Source organism: Metabacillus endolithicus (genome assembly GCF_023078335.1).
In the GTDB taxonomy this organism is placed as follows: Bacteria; Bacillota; Bacilli; order Bacillales; family Bacillaceae; genus Metabacillus; species Metabacillus endolithicus.
Map to the genome: position 1 here is coordinate 4,721,053 of NZ_CP095550.1, position 19,108 is coordinate 4,740,160.

14 protein-coding genes and 3 pseudogenes are annotated in these 19,108 nt (G+C 35.2%); all 17 read left to right on the forward strand.

Annotation, left to right across the window (positions count from 1 at the left end; all coding sequences use genetic code 11):
* The first annotated feature begins 123 nt into the window (after window positions 1-123).
* The 17 genes and pseudogenes from yfmF to MVE64_RS24005 all read left to right on the forward strand — a co-directional run bounded on the left by yfmF (window position 124) and on the right by MVE64_RS24005 (window position 18,924).
* Window positions 124-1,400: pseudogene (yfmF, locus tag MVE64_RS23925) on the forward strand (EF-P 5-aminopentanol modification-associated protein YfmF).
* A pseudogene (gene yfmH / locus MVE64_RS23930) lies at window positions 1,397-2,686 on the forward strand (EF-P 5-aminopentanol modification-associated protein YfmH). Before yfmF ends, yfmH begins: the two co-directional pseudogenes overlap by 4 nt.
* Window positions 2,687-2,821: 135 nt before the next feature.
* Window positions 2,822-3,538, forward strand: coding sequence for an elongation factor P 5-aminopentanone reductase (gene ymfI / locus MVE64_RS23935; RefSeq protein WP_247341772.1), 717 nt, complete (start codon window positions 2,822-2,824; stop codon window positions 3,536-3,538).
* Between the two features lie 73 nt (window positions 3,539-3,611).
* Complete coding sequence (locus MVE64_RS23940; RefSeq protein ID WP_098796360.1) at window positions 3,612-3,869, forward strand: DUF3243 domain-containing protein; 258 nt, start codon at window positions 3,612-3,614, stop codon at window positions 3,867-3,869.
* Window positions 3,870-4,020: 151 nt separating this feature from the next.
* Entirely contained in the window at window positions 4,021-4,812 is a 792-nt protein-coding gene (locus MVE64_RS23945; protein WP_247341775.1) for a DUF3388 domain-containing protein, read from the forward strand.
* Window positions 4,813-4,819: 7 nt separating this feature from the next.
* Window positions 4,820-5,713 (forward strand): helix-turn-helix domain-containing protein, encoded by an 894-nt coding sequence (locus MVE64_RS23950; RefSeq protein ID WP_247347223.1) that lies wholly within the window; start codon window positions 4,820-4,822, stop codon window positions 5,711-5,713.
* Window positions 5,714-5,825: 112 nt separating this feature from the next.
* Window positions 5,826-6,404, forward strand: coding sequence for a CDP-diacylglycerol--glycerol-3-phosphate 3-phosphatidyltransferase (gene pgsA / locus MVE64_RS23955; RefSeq protein WP_212134614.1), 579 nt, complete (start codon window positions 5,826-5,828; stop codon window positions 6,402-6,404).
* 12 nt (window positions 6,405-6,416) lie between these two features.
* Window positions 6,417-7,667, forward strand: a complete 1,251-nt coding sequence (locus MVE64_RS23960) for a competence/damage-inducible protein A (protein WP_281730414.1) — start codon at window positions 6,417-6,419, stop codon at window positions 7,665-7,667.
* Window positions 7,668-7,967: 300 nt separating this feature from the next.
* A complete protein-coding gene (gene recA / locus MVE64_RS23965) occupies window positions 7,968-9,008 on the forward strand; it encodes a recombinase RecA (protein ID WP_281730415.1) in 1,041 nt (346 codons plus the stop codon).
* A gap of 491 nt (window positions 9,009-9,499) precedes the next feature.
* Window positions 9,500-11,062 (forward strand): ribonuclease Y, encoded by a 1,563-nt coding sequence (gene rny, locus MVE64_RS23970; protein ID WP_425593973.1) that lies wholly within the window; start codon window positions 9,500-9,502, stop codon window positions 11,060-11,062.
* A 129-nt stretch (window positions 11,063-11,191) separates the two neighbouring features.
* Window positions 11,192-11,986 carry a TIGR00282 family metallophosphoesterase gene (locus tag MVE64_RS23975; protein WP_247341778.1) on the forward strand — a complete coding sequence of 265 codons (795 nt, stop codon included), beginning with the start codon at window positions 11,192-11,194 and terminating at the stop codon, window positions 11,984-11,986.
* Window positions 11,987-12,299: 313 nt separating this feature from the next.
* Window positions 12,300-12,560 (forward strand): stage V sporulation protein SpoVS, encoded by a 261-nt coding sequence (gene spoVS / locus MVE64_RS23980; protein WP_003181955.1) that lies wholly within the window; start codon window positions 12,300-12,302, stop codon window positions 12,558-12,560.
* Window positions 12,561-12,704: 144 nt separating this feature from the next.
* Window positions 12,705-13,627, forward strand: a pseudogene (locus tag MVE64_RS23985) (dipeptidase).
* Between the two features lie 202 nt (window positions 13,628-13,829).
* Window positions 13,830-15,566 carry a 2-oxoacid:acceptor oxidoreductase subunit alpha gene (locus MVE64_RS23990; RefSeq protein ID WP_247341781.1) on the forward strand — a complete coding sequence of 579 codons (1,737 nt, stop codon included), beginning with the start codon at window positions 13,830-13,832 and terminating at the stop codon, window positions 15,564-15,566.
* Window position 15,567: 1 nt separating this feature from the next.
* A complete protein-coding gene (locus MVE64_RS23995; RefSeq protein WP_247341784.1) occupies window positions 15,568-16,437 on the forward strand; it encodes a 2-oxoacid:ferredoxin oxidoreductase subunit beta in 870 nt (289 codons plus the stop codon).
* A gap of 207 nt (window positions 16,438-16,644) precedes the next feature.
* Entirely contained in the window at window positions 16,645-17,685 is a 1,041-nt protein-coding gene (gene tdh, locus MVE64_RS24000; protein ID WP_247341787.1) for an L-threonine 3-dehydrogenase, read from the forward strand.
* A 63-nt stretch (window positions 17,686-17,748) separates the two neighbouring features.
* Window positions 17,749-18,924 (forward strand): glycine C-acetyltransferase, encoded by a 1,176-nt coding sequence (locus MVE64_RS24005; protein WP_247341789.1) that lies wholly within the window; start codon window positions 17,749-17,751, stop codon window positions 18,922-18,924.
* The last annotated feature ends 184 nt before the right edge of the window (window positions 18,925-19,108 follow it).

Consider the following 19,108-nt stretch of genomic DNA (forward strand, 5'->3'; position numbering starts at 1 on the left):
TTTGTATAGAATTTTATGATAAGAGTTAGGATAAGATAGTAAATAAAAGTGTATTATTTCCTTTATTATCCTTGTATTGATATAATTACAAACAAATTGAAAATAGTAAAAAGGAGGGTCTTCATGTCTTATTTTCATGAACAGCAAACAGATGTAAACGGTCTATCTTTGCATACCGTCTCAACAGCAAAATTCAAAACCAATACCATAGTTCTTAAGTTATTACCCCTTTAAATGAACAGGATGTTACATATAGAGCACTATTACCATATGTACTTCAAAGAGGGACAAAAAACTTCCCTTCTAGCACTGTTTTAAGACAACATTTGGATGAATTGTATGGTGCAACACTTCATGTAGATTTATCAAAAAAAGGTGAAAATCACATCATTTCTTTTCGAATGGAGATAGCAAACGAAAAATTTTTAACAGACGCTACTCCATTATTAGAACAAGGAATTAAATTTTTATCCGAAATTTTATTGCAACCAGTTATAGAAAATGAAGCATTTCAGGATGAAATAGTTACACAAGAAAAACGTACCCTAAAGCAACGTATTCAATCTGTTAATGATGACAAAATGAGGTATTCTAATTTAAGACTTGTACAAGAAATGTGTAAAGATGAGCCTTATGCTTTACACGTGAATGGTGAAAACAAAGATGTGGATAAGATTGATGCAAAATCGTTGTATGAATATTATCAAAAATGCATTAAGACAGATCATATTGATTTATATGTTGTAGGAGATCTTGATCAAGAAGAAGTTAAAGGGTATGTTAACAAATACTTTACGTTTGAGAACAGCCGTAAATCTGTAGAACAGACTCTTTATACAAAAGAAGTAATAGAAAAAGAAGTAATTGAAGAACAAGATGTGAAGCAAGGGAAATTAAACATCGGTTATCGAACAAATAGTACGTATAAAGATGACGATTACTATGCTCTGCAGGTCTTTAATGGTATTTTCGGTGGTTTTTCTCATTCAAAATTATTTATCAATGTTCGAGAAAAAGCGAGTTTAGCTTATTATGCAGCATCAAGGGTAGAAAGTCATAAAGGTTTATTAATGGTTATGTCAGGTATTGAGGTTCAAAACTATGATCAGGCAGTTTCCATTATAAAAGAACAGATGGCTGCAATGAAAAACGGAGATTTCACAGAACAAGAGTTTGAGCAAACCAAGGCTGTCATCCGAAATCAATTACTAGAAACTGTGGATACTGCTTATGGCTTAGTTGAAATTGTTTACCATAACGTTATTGCAAATAGTAATCGATCATTTGAGGACTATCTAAATGGAATTGAAAAGGTAACAAAAGAAGAGGTAACTAAAGTTGCTCAGAAGGTTGAGCTAGATACAATTTATTTCTTAAAAGGAATGGGGGGAACGGCATGACAACAAATCCTATTCGCTTCGATCAATTACAAGAATCATTATATTACGAAAAAATGTCAAACGGGCTTTGATGTCTATGTGTTACCTAAAAAAGGTTTTAACAAAACTTATGCCACTTTTACGACAAAATACGGATCAATTGATAATCGATTTGAACCTTTAAATGAAAAAGAGATGATTTCTGTACCTGATGGAATTGCTCATTTTCTTGAACATAAATTATTTGAAAAAGAAGATGGCGATGTATTTCAGCAGTTTAGTAAGCAAGGTGCTTCAGCAAATGCTTTTACATCCTTCACGCGAACAGCTTATTTATTTTCAAGCACAAGCTCAGTTGAAAAAAACTTAGAAACATTAATTGATTTTGTTCAAGTTCCCTATTTTTCAGAAAAAACGGTGGAGAAAGAAAAGGGAATTATTGGTCAAGAAATAAATATGTATGATGATAATCCTGATTGGCGTTTATATTTTGGATTAATTCAAAATTTGTATCAAAATCATCCTGTTAGAATTGATATTGCTGGAACCGTTGATTCTATTGCTAAAATTACGAAGGATTCCTTGTATGAATGCTATAACACATTCTACCATCCAAGTAATATGCTTTTATTTGTTGTAGGTGCTGTAGAACCTGAGGAAATATTAAATCAGGTAAGAACGAACCAAGGTAAAAAAGATTTCACAGCTCAACCTGAAATAAAAAGGGAATTCCCAGATGAACCAGTTGGGGTATTCAAAAAAACTGAGAAATTAAAAATGAATGTTCAAAGCTCAAAATGTTTAGTCGGATTGAAAGCTAAAAGTTCCTAATCGAGTGGGGAAAGAGTTATTGAAATTTGAGCTTTCTATGAATATTATTCTCGATATGCTTTTTAGTAAAAGTTCAAAATATTATGAGGAATTATATAAAGAAGGTTTAATTGATGACACATTCAGCTATGATTATACAGAAGAAAAAGGATTTGGATTTGCTATGATCGGTGGAGATACGGAAAATCCTGATCTCCTTGCAGATAAAATTAAACAAATTTTATTTAGTGCCAAAAAAGATGGTGTGGACTTCACAACATTCCAGGCGACAAAAAAGAAAAAAATCGTACTTTTTGAGAGCCATTAATTCTCCTGAATACATTGCCAATCAATTTACTCGCTATGCATTTAATGAGATGAACCTTTTTGATGTAGTCCCAATGTTAGAAACATTAACTCAAGAAGATATAACAAACGTATTACAAGAGGCAGTAGATGAAGAGTTATTTTCAGTATGTCAAGTGGTACCTAAATAATTATTGGAGAGATCTGACTCAGTCAGATCTTTTTTCTGTATAATAGGGAAGCGGCAATTCAATTCACTTTAACACTTTAAAAGGAAACTAACAGTAGTTACATAACATATAGAATAACTATTAAAGGAGAACGTTATGGATAAGTACGCACTTATAACTGGGGCGAGTGGTGATATCGGCATTGCTATCTCCAAAAAATTAATTAGTGAAGGGTATCATTTATATGTCCATTATCATCAAAATGAAAAAGTATTAAAGGACTTAAAAAGCTTGTATAAAGACAACATAATTCTTCCAATTAAAGCTGATCTGACAAGCAAAACGGGTGTACAGGAGTTACTTGAACATATAAAGATGCCTGTTGAATTGGTTGTATTTAATAGTGGTATGAGTCATTATGGATTGGTAACTGATCTAAATGATGTAGAGATTGATCAAATGGTAGAGCTACATATAACAAGTCCATTTCGTCTAATACAAAAGCTAATTCCTTCAATGATTACAAAACGTAAAGGTAATATCGTGTTAATATCCTCTATTTGGGGGATTACAGGTGCTTCTTGTGAGGTCTTGTATTCAATGGTGAAAGGTGGTCAAAATGCTTATGTGAAGGCTCTTGCAAAAGAGCTTGCACCAAGTCATATTAGAGTTAATGCCATTGCACCAGGAGCGATATCTACTAAAATGCTTGCTCAATTTACCAGTGAGGAATTAAATCAACTTCAAGAAGAAATACCATTAGGTAGGTTAGGTACACCTGATGAAATTGCAGAGACCGTTATTTTTTTAGCATCAGAAAAATCCTCTTATATTACAGGTCAAGTTATTTCTGTAAATGGTGGATGGATTTAAAAAAAGAAATTTGTATAAAAAACTCCTCCCCTTGGAACAATAATTTTGTATCAATTAAAAAGGAGGAACTCCTATGTCTGTATTAGAGAATTGGAATGAGTGGAAAAATTTCCTTGGTGATCGTTTAGATCATGCCCAAAACGAAGGAATGAACGATCAAGTTATTTCTAACTTAGCGTTTGAAATTGGTGATTATTTAGCGAAGCAAGTAGAAGCTAAAAACCCACAAGAAAAAGTACTAGCAGATTTATGGAGTGTAGCTTCTGAACAAGAACAACATGCGATTGCAAACATGATGGTGAAACTTGTTCAAAACAATGGTTCGCACTAAGAGAGGAGAGATCCTCTCTTTTTCTTTGATAAAACGAGGGTTTGTACTTAGTCGAGAAATCATTTTATCTTATACGTTTCTTTCTCTCTTTCTTCTTTGAGAAAAATCATTTATTATAAATAATAGTGGTTGTTAAAGAGGAGGGTTTAAATTGCCATATGAGTGGTATTTGGAATATGAAATTCAAAAGAACCGTCCCGGTTTATTAGGTGATGTGTCTTCCTTGTTAGGAATGTTGGCAATTAATATTATTACAATTAATGGTGTTGACGATTCCCGTCGGGGTCTTTTACTAAAATGTGAAAGTAATGATCAGGTACGCAGACTTGAATCAATTTTAAATACAATGGATAACATAACTGTTACAAAGCTTAGAGTTCCAAAACTTCGTGATCGATTAGCGGTTCGACATGGTCGTTATATTCAAAGAGATGCAGACGACAAAAAAACTTTCCGGTTTGTGCGTGACGAACTTGGACTATTGGTTGATTTTATGGCAGAATTATATAAACAAGAAGGTCATAAGCTAATTGGAATTCGCGGAATGCCTAGGGTTGGAAAAACAGAATCAATTGTGGCCTCAAGTGTTTGTGCAAATAAAAAATGGTTGTTTGTTTCTTCTACGTTACTTAAACAAACTATTCGTAGCCAGCTGATTGCCGATGAATATAGTGAAGATAATGTGTTTATTATCGATGGAATTGTTTCAACGAGAAGAGGATCTGAAAAACACTTACAGCTTGTAAGAGAAATTATGAGGCTTTCTGCTACTAAGGTTGTTGAGCATCCTGATATATTTGTACAGAATACAGAGTATACAATTGATGATTTTGATTACATAATAGAAATTCGCAATGAGCCTGGCGAGGAAATTACATATAAAGATGTTGAAGAGGGACCAACAATGTTCGACTCTTCAAGTCTTTCAGGATTTGACTTTTAATTATGGGGTGTTACGGTTGAGTGAACTAGGAAATCGACTGAAACAAGCAAGAGAAGAAAAGAATATGAGCTTGGACGATCTCCAGGAAATAACAAAAATTCAAAAGCGTTACTTGATAGGCATTGAGGAAGGCAATTATGCTATGATGCCTGGTAAATTTTATGCAAGAGCATTTATAAAGCAATATGCTGAAGCAGTTGATTTAGATCCGGAAATGCTTTTTGAAGAATACAAGAACGATGTACCAAGCACACACAAGGAAGATGTTCCTGAGCAGTTATCAAGAGTAAGAACACAAAAACAATTGCCAAAATCTGCGTCTAAATTTATAGACTTTTTACCGAAACTTCTTACGATAGCTGTAGTTGTAGTAGTGGCTATTTTATTATGGTTATGGAGACAAGATGCAGCTGAAGACAATGCTAATAATGAAAACAAAATGGCTGAAGCAAATGATGTTGAATTTGAAAAAGTAGAAAATACGACAACAACAGATGAACAGGCTAACGAAGAAGAAGCTGTCCAGGAAGAGGCGCCTGAAGAGGAAGCAACAGAGCCAGAAGAACCTGAAACCCCTACTCAAAGCCTGTCTGTAGTGGAAGGAACAACAACGACTTATGAGCTATTAGATGCTGAAAAGTTTCAGCTGGAAGTTGTTGCAAAGGATCGGACATGGGTTAGAGTTAGAAACGGAAAAGGTAAAACATTCTATGGAGAAGAAATTCCTAAAGGGGAAACAAAAGTTAATGATTTAACTGCAGAATCAGAAATAACAATTAGAGTTGGAAATGTACCAGGTACAGACTTAAAAATTAATGGTGAGCTCCTGCAATATCAAGACACAAAAACCACGCCACAGGACATTACCATCATTTATAAGAAAGAAAGAATAGGGGACTGACTCAGGAAGAAGAGTATGAACCACTACATTATTAGTAGAGGTTCATACTCCCTAATGGGGTCGTCCCATTTTGCATGTAAATGCTTGAGTTCAATAAATTGGAGGAATATACATGAATTTACCGAATAAAATTACCATTTCAAGGATTCTTTTAATACCAGTTTTTATGGTTATTATGTTAGTCCCATTTAACTGGGGAGAACTAACGTTTGGTTCAGAATCAATCTTAACAACTCATTTTGTAGGAGCTATTCTATTTATTGTTGCATCAACAACTGATTGGATTGATGGTTATTATGCAAGGAAATTGAATCAAGTTACGAATCTAGGGAAATTTCTGGATCCATTAGCAGACAAGCTACTCGTGTCAGCAGCTCTAATTATATTAGTGGAGCTGGGAGCTGCACCTTCGTGGATGGTTATTCTTATTATAAGTCGAGAATTTGCAGTAACCGGTCTTCGCCTTGTGTTAGCCGGAGAAGGTGAGGTTGTGGCAGCCAACATGTTAGGGAAAATTAAGACATGGACGCAAATTATCGCCATTTCAGCTTTATTACTTCACAATTTACCATTTGAATTTATGAACATTCCATTTGCAACAATTTCTTTATGGGTTGCAACTTTCTTTACTGTTTATTCTGGATGGGACTACTTTATTAAAAATAAACAAGCCTTTGTAAATTCTAAATAAGGGGGATTGTTCATGAACATAAGAACAGAGATTATCGCCGTTGGTTCAGAGTTGCTTTTAGGTCAAATAGTGAACAGCAATGCCCAATTTTTATCACAAGAGTTAGCTGAACTTGGCTTGAGTGTTTATTATCATACCGTAGTTGGAGATAACCCGTCACGTCTAGAATCAGCAATTAACAACGCAAAAGAACGTTCTAATGTTATCATTTTTACTGGAGGCCTTGGTCCGACTAAGGATGATTTAACAAAAGAAACAATTTCAAAAGTGTTAGGAAGAGAGCTTACGTTTGATGTGGAAGCTTTAGAAAGTATTGAACGTTATTTTACTCAAACAAAACGTATCATGTCTGAAAATAATAAAAAACAAGCATTGGTTATTGATGGTTCCTACATTTTAAAAAATGACTATGGTATGGCTCCTGGAATGGCTGTTGATATTGACGGAATGATTTATATGCTTTTGCCAGGACCGCCTAGTGAAATGAAGCCAATGTTTGAGAATTATGGAAGAGAATATTTCCAAACAAAACTAGGTTTTCAAGATAAAATTATTTCACGTGTTTTAAGATATTTTGGAATTGGTGAATCCCAGCTTGAAACAGATATACAGGATATTATTGATGGACAAACAAATCCGACAATTGCTCCTCTGGCAGCGGATGGAGAAGTAACATTAAGACTTACAGCGAAGCATAAAGATGAACATATTGCACAAAAACTCCTTAATGAAACAGAGAAAAGAATTAATGACCGTGTAGGTGAGTTTTTCTATGGTTATGAACAGACAACCCTTGTTCATGAATTAAATAAACTATTGATGAAAAAAGGGAAAACAATTTCTGCAGCTGAAAGTTTAACAGGTGGAATGTTTTCAGAGTACATAACATCTTTAGATGGTGCTTCCCAAATTTTTAAAGGTAGTATTGTTTCTTATACAAATGAAGTGAAAGAGCAAATTTTGAAGGTACAAAAACGTACCCTTGAACAATTTGGTGCAGTTAGCGAGGAATGTGCAAGGGAAATGGCTGAGCAAATCCGAAAGCTCTCTAAAAGTGATATAGGCATTAGTTTTACAGGTGCTGCAGGACCACAACCACATGAGGGACAACCTGTAGGGACAGTTTTTATTGCCATTTCTATGGGGGATCAGAACTCCAATGTTTTTAAACTGAATCTAGCTGGATCTAGAAAGGGAATTCGTGTTCGTTCGGTAAAGTATGGATGTCATTATTTAGTCAAACTATTAAACGAAATTGAATGATATAATGAAGTCTGTTAAGCACAAATCTATTATTAGACTTTTGCTTAGCAGTCTTTTTTTCTATGAAGAAAATTAGTCTGTTTTTGCTGTAAAAATCAACAAACGATTCGAAAATAAGTAAAAATTAAAAATAGAACTCCCTTACTATCTGAAATTTACTTTTTCTTTATATAAAAAAGTAGATATATAGTGACTTTAAAACATTAAAATAAAATAATCGAATAAATGTTCGCTTTTTACTTGGCAAACAAGATAAAAAGGGGTATATTTATTATAGATGAACTTTAAGGAGGAAATTTTGTGAGTGATCGTCAAGCTGCCTTAGATATGGCGTTAAAACAAATAGAGAAGCAATTCGGTAAAGGATCTATTATGAAATTAGGAGAGCAAACAGATCGAAAGGTATCAACTGTTTCAAGTGGTTCATTAGCACTTGATACTGCGTTAGGAATAGGTGGGTATCCTCGTGGTAGAATCATAGAAATCTATGGTCCTGAAAGCTCTGGTAAAACAACTGTAGCACTACATGCTATCGCTGAGGTTCAACAGCAAGGTGGTCAAGCAGCATTTATTGATGCTGAACACGCACTTGACCCTGTATATGCACAAAAACTTGGTGTAAACATCGATGAATTACTACTTTCACAACCTGATACAGGTGAACAAGCACTAGAAATTGCTGAAGCTCTTGTACGAAGTGGTGCAGTTGATATTTTAGTTATTGACTCGGTTGCAGCGTTAGTACCTAAAGCTGAAATTGAAGGTGAGATGGGTGATTCACATGTCGGTCTTCAAGCAAGACTGATGTCTCAAGCATTACGTAAATTATCAGGTGCTATAAATAAATCTAAAACAATTGCTATTTTCATTAACCAAATTCGTGAAAAAGTAGGCGTGATGTTCGGAAACCCTGAGACAACTCCTGGTGGTCGTGCTTTAAAATTCTATTCTTCTGTTCGTTTAGAAGTTCGCCGTGCTGAAACACTTAAACAAGGTAATGATATGGTCGGAAATAAAACAAAAATTAAAGTAGTTAAAAATAAGGTGGCGCCTCCTTTTAAAGTAGCAGAAGTTGATATTATGTACGGTGAGGGAATTTCAAAAGAAGGCGAAATCATCGATATGGGTTCGGATTTGGATATTGTCCAAAAGAGCGGTTCTTGGTATTCATATAATGAAGAACGTTTAGGTCAAGGTCGAGAAAATGCCAAGCAATTCCTAAAGGAAAACCCTGAAATACGTTTAGAAATACAGGGTCAAATTCGAAAACATTATGGTCTAGACGAAGAAGTTACTGTACCAGATGAAAGTCAAGAAGAGCTTAACTTATTAGGGGAATAATCATTTAATTTTAAGGGGCGTTTTGCCCCTTTTTTATTTTTATTAGAAAAAATAATGTGATATTTGTTTAAATACATATGAATTAAAGAATTTTATGAGTAGAAAAACGATAAATAACGATAAATAATATTGCATAAAATATTGTGACATAATTCTACAAAAATCATCCTTTTTCGCTAGTTATCACAAAGGTCATGGAAATAAGATTGAACAAAATGCTTAGAAACATTATAATGACAGGCTTGACAAGAAAAATTCACAGATTTACAATTGAGATGTATATTTTACAATTTTGTAGAATGATGATTGAAGCATTTTGAAAGCCGAAAATGTTGGTACTTGAAAAAGTCTTATGTCAAATAGTTTAAAGACGCAAGGTTCAACATGAAAACAAAGCTTTGTGCTGTATGTTGACAACTTATAATTGAACAATGTACATGCCGACACTTTAATCTAGAAAAAACAAGTTCATAGCAAGAGGAGGTGTAATAATGGACGTAGTATCAATAATCATCTCCATTTTGCTTGGCCTAATCGTCGGTGCAGTTGTTGGCTATTTTGTTCGAAAATCTATTGCCGAAGCAAAAATTGCTGGTGCTAATAACGCAGCGGAGCAAATTCTTGAAGAAGCAAAGCGTGATGCTGAGGCTACTAAAAAGGAAGCGCTTCTTGAAGCAAAAGATGAAATTCATAAGCTCCGCACAGATGCAGAACAGGAAGTTCGTGAGAGAAGAAACGAGCTTCAAAAACAAGAAAATCGCTTATTACAAAAAGAAGAGAATCTGGATCGTAAAGATGAGTCTTTAGATAAACGTGAAGCGATGCTAGAGAGAAAAGAAGGTTCTCTTAATGAAAGACAACAGCATATTGAAGAGATGGAAAGCAAAGTGGACGAGGTTGTGCGTAAACAGCAAACAGAGCTTGAGCGCATATCTAGCCTTACAAGAGATGAAGCAAGAGGAATTATTCTTGAAAAGGTAGAAAATGAACTCACACATGATATCGCTGTAATGATCAAAGAAAGCGAAAATCGTGCTAAAGAAGAAGCTGACAAGAAAGCGAAAGAAATCCTGTCACTTGCTATTCAACGATGTGCAGCAGATCATGTAGCTGAAACTACTGTTTCTGTTGTTAATCTTCCAAATGATGAAATGAAAGGTCGTATTATTGGACGTGAGGGGCGTAATATTCGTACGTTAGAAACATTAACGGGGATAGACCTTATCATTGATGATACACCTGAGGCAGTGATCCTGTCAGGTTTTGATCCAATTCGACGTGAAACAGCAAGAATTGCATTAGACAAGCTTGTTCAAGATGGTCGTATTCACCCAGCGCGTATTGAAGAGATGGTTGAGAAATCTCGTCGTGAAGTGGATGAATATATTCGTGAAATTGGAGAACAAACAACGTTCGAAGTTGGAGTTCATGGGATTTATCCTGACTTGATTAAGATTCTTGGTCGATTGAAATTTAGAACAAGTTACGGTCAAAATGTTTTGAAGCACTCTATGGAAGTTGCGTTCTTATCAGGATTAATGGCTGCTGAGCTTGGAGAAGATGAATTATTGGCAAAACGAGCAGGCTTACTTCATGATATTGGAAAAGCTATTGACCATGAAGTTGAAGGTAGTCATGTGGAAATTGGTGTAGAACTTGCGACAAAGTATAAAGAGCATCCTGTTGTAATTAACAGCATTGCATCACACCATGGTGATACAGAACCTACATCGATTATTGCGGTTATTGTTGCAGCTGCTGATGCATTATCTGCAGCAAGACCAGGAGCACGTAGTGAAACACTAGAAAATTATATTCGTCGACTAGAAAAGCTTGAAGAAATATCTGAATCTTACGAAGGTGTTGAGAAATCATTTGCCATCCAGGCTGGCCGTGAGGTACGTATTATGGTTAAACCTGATAGTATTGATGACTTACAAGCACATCGCTTAGCAAGAGATATTCGAAAACGAATTGAAGAAGAGCTCGATTATCCGGGTCATATTAAAGTTACTGTGATTCGTGAAACAAGAGCTGTTGAATACGCAAAATAAAGTGGTGCAGAAATGCGCCACTTTATTTTTGCTCAATTTTGTGTAACACTAAATCTAAGAACAACGGTTACTATGTGTTGAGTACAACAAAAAAGTTCAAACATGTTAAATGATAGAAAGGAAATACATATGAAAATTTTATTTATAGGTGATGTGTTTGGTTCACCTGGTAGAGAAATGATTAAAGAGTACCTACCTAAACTGAAAACAAAATATCAGCCACATGCTATTATTATTAATGGAGAAAATGCCGCACATGGAAGAGGGATTACAGAAAAGATGTATCAGCAGTTTATTCAAGCTGGTGCCCATGTCATTACAATGGGAAATCACACTTGGGATAATCGAGAAATTTTTGAATTTATCGATAAAGCACCTAATATGATTCGCCCTGCGAACTTTCCAGAAAATAATCCAGGAAAAGGCATGATATTTGTAACTATTGCAGGAAAAGAGATAGCTGTAATCAATTTGCAAGGGCGTGCATTTTTGCCACCTTCCGACTGTCCATTTAAAAAGGCTGATGAGCTGATTGAGCAAGCCAAAAAGCGTACCTCTCTTATTTTTGTCGATTTTCATGCAGAAGCAACTAGTGAGAAACAGGCAATGGGCTGGTATTTAGACGGTCGTGCATCGGTTGTTGTTGGGACGCATACGCATGTTCAAACAGCTGATGATAGAATTTTAGACAAAGGAACAGCGTATATTACAGATGTTGGTATGACGGGACCTTATGATGGCATATTAGGGGTAGATAGAGAAATGATTTTAAAACGATTTCTTACAGGTCTACCTGTTCGTCATGATGTGGCTAATGGTAGAACCCAGTTAAGTGGCATTATAGTTGATATTAACGATAAAACGGGTAAGGCTACAAAAATTAAAAGAATCCTTATTAATGATGACCATATGTTTTTTGAATAGTAAAGAACATAACTCATTAAAAGAAATAAGAGCGGGGAACAAACTTTAGTAAATCGTTAATCTATGGTCTTTAAGAAATCCACTTCATTCGGACGATTCTTCAAATAACATCATGTACCATAACATTTAGAATTTTTCGAAATAATATGCGAACAAGCAGGAATATTTTCCAACTCTAGTGAATATAGTATCAATGGATATATAACTAACACTGTTTAAAAGGAATATTGGGGAGGTCCTTTTAAACAAGATATGCCAATGATTGTTCTAATGAACACTCAAGGATTCATTGAAAATGAAGGGGGAACTAGAAATGGAAATATTAAAGGTTTCAGCAAAGTCAAATCCTAATTCAGTCGCTGGTGCATTAGCTGGAGTATTAAGAGAAAGAGGTGCAGCTGAAATTCAAGCAATTGGTGCTGGTGCTCTTAATCAAGCGGTGAAAGCTGTAGCAATTGCTAGAGGCTTTGTTGCACCAAGTGGTGTTGATTTAATATGTATTCCTGCTTTTACGGATATTCAAATAGACGGAGAAGAACGTACAGCTATTAAACTCATTGTGGAGCCAAGATAAGCTACATTCATGATGGAATAGTTGTAGGTAGCATAGGGGTTTGACTCAATAGGAGTCAAACCCTGTTTTTTTGTTTTTATTTTACACTTTACACTATTAATATAATAAAAATAGAGTCTAACCTACGAGGGGAGAAGATCATCCATGGCACTATTTGATGCGCATTGCGATATGTTATTTAAGTTATGGGAGAATCCAGCTATAAATGTTTATGAAGATGAGAAGTTACATGTTTCTATCTCAAAGTTAAAGAAAATGGAAAAACCAATACAATGTTTTGCTATTTTCGTACCAGAGAGCGTTCCATTTGTTCATAAATTAGATGCAGCTCAGCAACAAATAAACATTTTTTATCAAAAAATTCTAAATAATTTTAATGAGGTTAAATTGCTTAAAACAAAATCAGATATTGACGAATTAAAACATGAGCAAATCGGGGTTATTTTAACTTTAGAAGGCTGTGATGCAGTCGGTGATCGTCTTGAAAATCTTGAATTGTTGTATGAACTTGGAATTCGTTCAGTTGGCTTAACGTGGAATTATGCAAATCTTGTGGCAGATGGTTCACAAGAAACAAGGAATGCTGGTATAACGAATTTTGGTAAGGAAGTTATCGCATTTTTAAATAAGAAAAGGTTGTGGACAGATTTATCTCATACAAGTGAAAGAAGCTTCTGGGAAGGGTTAGATTTAGCTGATTATCCAATTGCCTCACACTCTAATACTCATCATCTTTGTCCACATGTAAGAAACTTAAAGGATGAGCAAATTGTTGCACTTTTAGGAAAAACGGAATGATGGGTATAACATTTGTTCCTTTCTTTACGACAAATCATGGTCAAGCAACGATTAAGGATGTGTTAAAGCATATTGACCATTTATGTTCGTTAGGGGGAGAAAATCATGTTGGGTTTGGGTCCGACTTTGATGGAATAGATCAAACAATAGAAGGACTTGAAAATTACTTGTGTTATGAACATTTTATCAACGAGCTTCAACGTCATTATCCAGAATCCCTTGTTGAAAAATTTATCTATCAAAATTTTGTAATTCATGTTTCATATTAATAAAAATCAGCTTTTTCGATTCAATAAACTTTTAAGTAAAGTCTTGTAATTTTTTCTTGTTAGGTCTAAAATTGAATACGTTTAGTATTAATTCCAATCATTTCACTAGAGTTTAGAAATTTCTATAAAACTGAACGTCATTGAAATGTGAAACAGATAGAAAAATAAAACATATTGCTTTAAATGAGGGGTGTAGAAACACATGATTAGTCAACTTTCATGGAAAGTTGGGGGACAGCAAGGAGAAGGAATTGAAAGTACAGGTGAAGTATTCTCTATTGCATTAAACCGACTAGGGTATTATTTATATGGATATCGTCATTTTTCTTCTCGAATTAAAGGTGGTCACACCAATAACAAAATTCGTGTAAGCACAACAAAAGTTCAAGCAATTTCGGATGATCTTGATATTTTAGTAGCTTTTGACCAAGAAACGATTGATGTCAACTTCCACGAACTTCGTGCAGGTGGAATTGTACTTGCAGATTCTAAATTTAATCCTACTATTCCAGAAAATGAACATATAACTCTATTTTCAGTTCCCTTTACTGAAATTGCAACAGAGCTTGGAACTTCTTTAATGAAAAATATGGTCGCTATTGGAGCAACAAGTGCCATACTCGATATTGAACCAAGTCAATATCATGAGGTTGTGAATGAAATCTATGGCCGAAAAGGCGAACAAATTGTAGAGAAAAATATGCAGGCGATTGAAAATGGAGCAAAATATCTGAAAGAACAACTTGAGTTCCAACGACAGGATCTTTATCTAGAGAAAGCAGACGGTAAAAAACGTATGTTTATGATTGGAAATGATGCGATCGCTTTAGGAGCAATTGCAGGTGGCTCACGTTTTATGGCTGCATATCCAATTACACCTGCTTCAGAAATAATGGAATATTTAATTGAAAAATTACCTAAGTTCGGTGGTGCTGTTATTCAAACAGAAGATGAAATTGCTGCTTGTACAATGGCAATTGGTGCCAATTATGCTGGAGCTCGTACATTTACCGCATCTGCCGGACCTGGCTTATCTTTAATGATGGAAGCAATCGGTCTATCAGGTATGACGGAGCAACCACTTGTTATTATTGATACACAACGTGGTGGTCCAAGTACAGGTTTACCAACCAAGCAGGAACAATCAGATTTAATGGCAATGATCTATGGTACTCATGGAGAGATTCCAAAGGTTGTAATGGCACCAAGTACAGTTGAAGAAGCATTCTACGACACTATTGAAGCGTTTAATATAGCTGAAGAATATCAAGTTCCTGTTATTTTATTATCAGACCTACAACTTTCTCTTGGCAAGCAAACAGTAGAACCATTAGATTACAGCAAAATTGAAATTCGCCGTGGAAAGCTTGTTGCAGAGGAGCTTCCAGAAGTTGAGAACAAAGCATACTTTAAACGTTTCGAAGTAACTGAGGATGGTGTTTCTCCACGTGTCATTCCAGGCATGAAAAACGGAATTCACCATGTAACAGGGGTTGAACATGATGAAACAGGTAAGCCGTCGGAATCTGCTTTGAATCGTGTAGCTCAAATGGATAAACGTTTAAGAAAACTTAATAACATGCAATTTAATAACCCTGTTTATAAAAATGTTCAGCATGAAAGTCCTGATGTTTTACTCGTAGGTTATTTATCAACACGTGGAACTATTGAAGAAGCTATGGAGCGTCTTAAAGCTGATGGAATAAAGGTGAATCACGCACAAATCCGCCTTATTCATCCATTCCCAAGTGATGAAATCCTTCCATTAGTTGAAAAGGCTAAAAAAGTAATTGTCGTAGAAAATAATGCAACAGGTCAACTTGCGAGTCTTCTTAAAATGAACGTAGGAAATGCGAATAAGATTTCTTCTTTACTAAAATATGATGGTAATCCATTCCTACCTCAGGAAATTCACACTAGAAGCAAGGAGTTGATCTAACATGGTAGCAACATTTAAAGATTTTCGTAATAATGTAAAACCAAACTGGTGTCCGGTTTGTGGTGACTTTTCTGTACAAGCAGCAATTCAACGTGCCGCTGCAAATGTTGGGCTAACACCTGAGGAGCTTGCAATTGTTTCTGGTATTGGCTGCTCAGGACGTATCTCAGGTTACATTAATTCATATGGCTTCCACGGGATTCATGGTCGTTCTTTACCAATTGCACAAGGAGTTAAAATGGCAAATAAAGATTTGACTGTTATTGCCTCTGGTGGAGATGGTGATGGATTTGCGATCGGAATGGGTCATACCATTCACGCTATACGTCGTAATATTGATGTTACTTATATTGTCATGGATAACCAAATTTATGGATTAACAAAAGGACAAACTTCTCCTCGAAGTGATGCTGGATTTGTGACGAAGAGTACCCCACAAGGTTCAATTGAATCAGCATTATCGGTTATGGAAATGGCCTTAACAGCTGGTGCTACATTTGTAGCACAAAGCTTCTCTACAGATCTTAAAGATTTAACAGCTTTAATTGAAGAAGGTATTAACCATAAAGGATTTTCATTAATTAACGTATTTAGCCCATGTGTAACGTACAATAAGGTAAATACGTACGATTGGTTTAAAGAGAATCTAACTAAGCTTTCAAATATAGAAGGATATGACCCACACAACAAAGAAATGGCGATGCAAACTCTTATGAAGCATAAAGGATTGGTTACGGGTTTAATCTATCAAAATACAGAACAAAAATCTTACCAAGATAGTATTAATGGTTACAGTGAAACACCTCTTTCTCAAGCTGATTTAACAATAGATGAGGAAGAGTTTAATAAAATGATAGCGGAATTTATGTAATGACTTAAGAGAGGACTGATTTTATAATGCAGTCCTCTTTTTTGCTATTAAAAATCATTGAGGAAGAATTAGGTAAAATGAATCATATTTAATATTTTATTTTATAAGCAACCAAACGTCCACTGTATACGGACTCCAATATTTACAAAAAAATATAACATGTTAAAATGTTGTTAAATATGCTTTTGAAATTAAGGGGTGTTCACTGTGAACGGAAAAATGAAAGCGCTTGTAAAACATCATAAAGGATACGGGGCACAGTTAGAAATGGTTGCCATTCCACAAATTTCAGAAAATGAAGTATTAATTAAAGTAAAAGCAACATCAATTTGTGGGACTGATGTTCATATTTATAAATGGGATGAGTGGTCAGCAAGTAGAGTAAATCCACCTTATATTTTTGGTCATGAGTTTTCTGGAGAAGTTGTTGAGATTGGAGAAAGGGTGACAAATGTTAAAGTGGGTGATTCTGTTTCCGCGGAAACACATTTAGTTTGTGGAAAATGTCCGCAGTGTTTAACGGGTAAAGCACATATTTGTAAAGATACTAAAATCATTGGTGTTGATACTGGAGGGTGTTTTGCAGAGTTTGTTGCCTTGCCTTCAACAAATTTATGGAAAAATCCTAAAGATATGCCATATGATATTGCCTCTATTCAGGAACCAATGGGTAATGCTGTTCACACTGTATTAGCAGGCGATGTGATTGGTAAAGCGGTTGCTGTTATCGGGTGTGGCCCAATTGGAATTATGGCTGTAGGAATAGCAAAAGCTGCTGGTGCTGCTCAGGTGATTGCAGTAGATATAAATGAATATCGATTACAGCTAGCAAAACAACTCGGTGCAACGACAATTGTGAATTCGAAATGCCAAGATCCTTTACGAGTTGTTAATGATTTAACTGACGGTCATGGAGTAGAGGTTGTATGTGAAATGTCAGGTCATCCTGTTGCAATTAACCAAGGGTTTAAAATGGTAACAAATGGAGGGCGTGTGTCGATTCTAAGTTTACCTACTAAACCTGTTGAATTTGATGTAACAAACGATATAGTATTTAAGGGGATTACAATTCAAGGGATAACAGGTAGAAAAATGTTTGAAACATGGAAGCAAGTTTCTGCCTTAATTCATTCAGGTCAGGTCAATGTAAAACCACTTATTACACATAGATTTCCATTAGAGCAATATGAAAAAGGTTTTGATTTAATGATGGATGGTAATTGTGGAAAGGTTGTTTTACATCCATAAATGAAAGCACTTACAAAGGTGATCATAAGATTATATAGATCTATTTTATAGGAGGAAATTTAAATGAACAGTTTTGAGTTTTTACAATCAGAGTTAGAAGAAATGAAGAAGGAAGGAACATTTCGACAATTAACCCCCTTAGAATCTGACCAGTCAGCAAGAGTTGTTATTAATGGTAAAAAAGTTATCCAATTATCTTCTAATAATTATTTAGGTTTAACTTCGCATCCTCGCTTACGAACTGCGGCACTTAAAGCTGTAGAAAACTATGGTGCAGGAACAGGGTCAGTACGAACGATTGCTGGTACTTTTACTATGCATAAAGATTTAGAGGAAAAACTTGCTCAGTTTAAACATACTGAATCATCATTAGTATTTCAATCCGGATTTACTACAAACCAAGGGGTACTTTCCTCTATTTTAACTAGCGAGGATGTTGTAATATCAGATGAATTAAATCATGCATCCATAATTGATGGTATTCGGTTAACAAAGGCAGCTAGAAAGGTTTATAAACACGTAGACATGTTTGATCTTGAAAGAGCACTAAAAGAATCAGAGAATTATAGAGTCCGTGTTATTGTGACGGATGGCGTATTCTCTATGGATGGTAATATTGCCCCTTTACCTGGCATTGTAGAATTAGCCGAAAAATACGATGCATTGGTAATGGTTGATGATGCACATGCTTCAGGCGTATTAGGAGAAAATGGGCGAGGTACGGTTAACCATTTTGGCTTAGATGGTCGTGTTCATATACAAGTAGGAACGTTAAGTAAAGCAATAGGTGTTTTGGGAGGATATGTAGCTGGACCAAGAACACTTATTGATTATTTAATTCATAAAGGCAGACCATTTTTATTTAGTACATCTCACCCACCGGCAGTTACAGCCGCTTGTATAGAAGCAATAAAGGTTTTAGTAGATGAACCACAACTAATTAATAGACTATGGGAAAATACAAGGTTTTTTAAAGATGGTTTGGCGAAACTTGGATTTAACACTGGGAATAGTGAAACTCCTATAACTCCGATCATTGTTGGAGATGAAGCATTAGCACACAGCTTTTCTGACAAATTGCTGGAGTATGGGGTGTTTGCGCAAGGGATTGCTTTTCCTACTGTGGCTAAAGGTCACGCGCGCGTTCGGACAATTGTTACAGCAGAGCATTCAATAGAGGATCTTGAAGAGGCTCTTAATGTGTTTGAAAAAGCAGGAAAAGAATTGAAGATTATCTAAATTTTTCTTTTACAGCACTACAAATAGTGCTGTATTTTTTTGTAAGCGCATATTTACACTAAACAATCAGACTAAAGTCTGGATTGAATACACCTAAAGCCTTTTGTAATCGACACGGTTCTTCAAATATCGGGTAGTGACAGGCACCACAAAGTATAAAAACTTTATTTTCTGCCATTTTTCA

Coding starts and splice junctions, on each gene's coding strand:
- MVE64_RS23940 (WP_098796360.1), top strand. CDS start 3,612: ATGTCTGTATTAGAGAATTGGAATGAGTGGAAAAATTTCCTTGGTGAT.
- MVE64_RS23990 (WP_247341781.1), top strand. CDS start 13,830: ATGATTAGTCAACTTTCATGGAAAGTTGGGGGACAGCAAGGAGAAGGA.
- rny (WP_425593973.1), top strand. CDS start 9,500: ATGGACGTAGTATCAATAATCATCTCCATTTTGCTTGGCCTAATCGTC.
- MVE64_RS23995 (WP_247341784.1), top strand. CDS start 15,568: ATGGTAGCAACATTTAAAGATTTTCGTAATAATGTAAAACCAAACTGG.
- MVE64_RS24005 (WP_247341789.1), top strand. CDS start 17,749: ATGAACAGTTTTGAGTTTTTACAATCAGAGTTAGAAGAAATGAAGAAG.
- spoVS (WP_003181955.1), top strand. CDS start 12,300: ATGGAAATATTAAAGGTTTCAGCAAAGTCAAATCCTAATTCAGTCGCT.
- MVE64_RS23960 (WP_281730414.1), top strand. CDS start 6,417: ATGAACATAAGAACAGAGATTATCGCCGTTGGTTCAGAGTTGCTTTTA.
- MVE64_RS23975 (WP_247341778.1), top strand. CDS start 11,192: ATGAAAATTTTATTTATAGGTGATGTGTTTGGTTCACCTGGTAGAGAA.
- pgsA (WP_212134614.1), top strand. CDS start 5,826: ATGAATTTACCGAATAAAATTACCATTTCAAGGATTCTTTTAATACCA.
- ymfI (WP_247341772.1), top strand. CDS start 2,822: ATGGATAAGTACGCACTTATAACTGGGGCGAGTGGTGATATCGGCATT.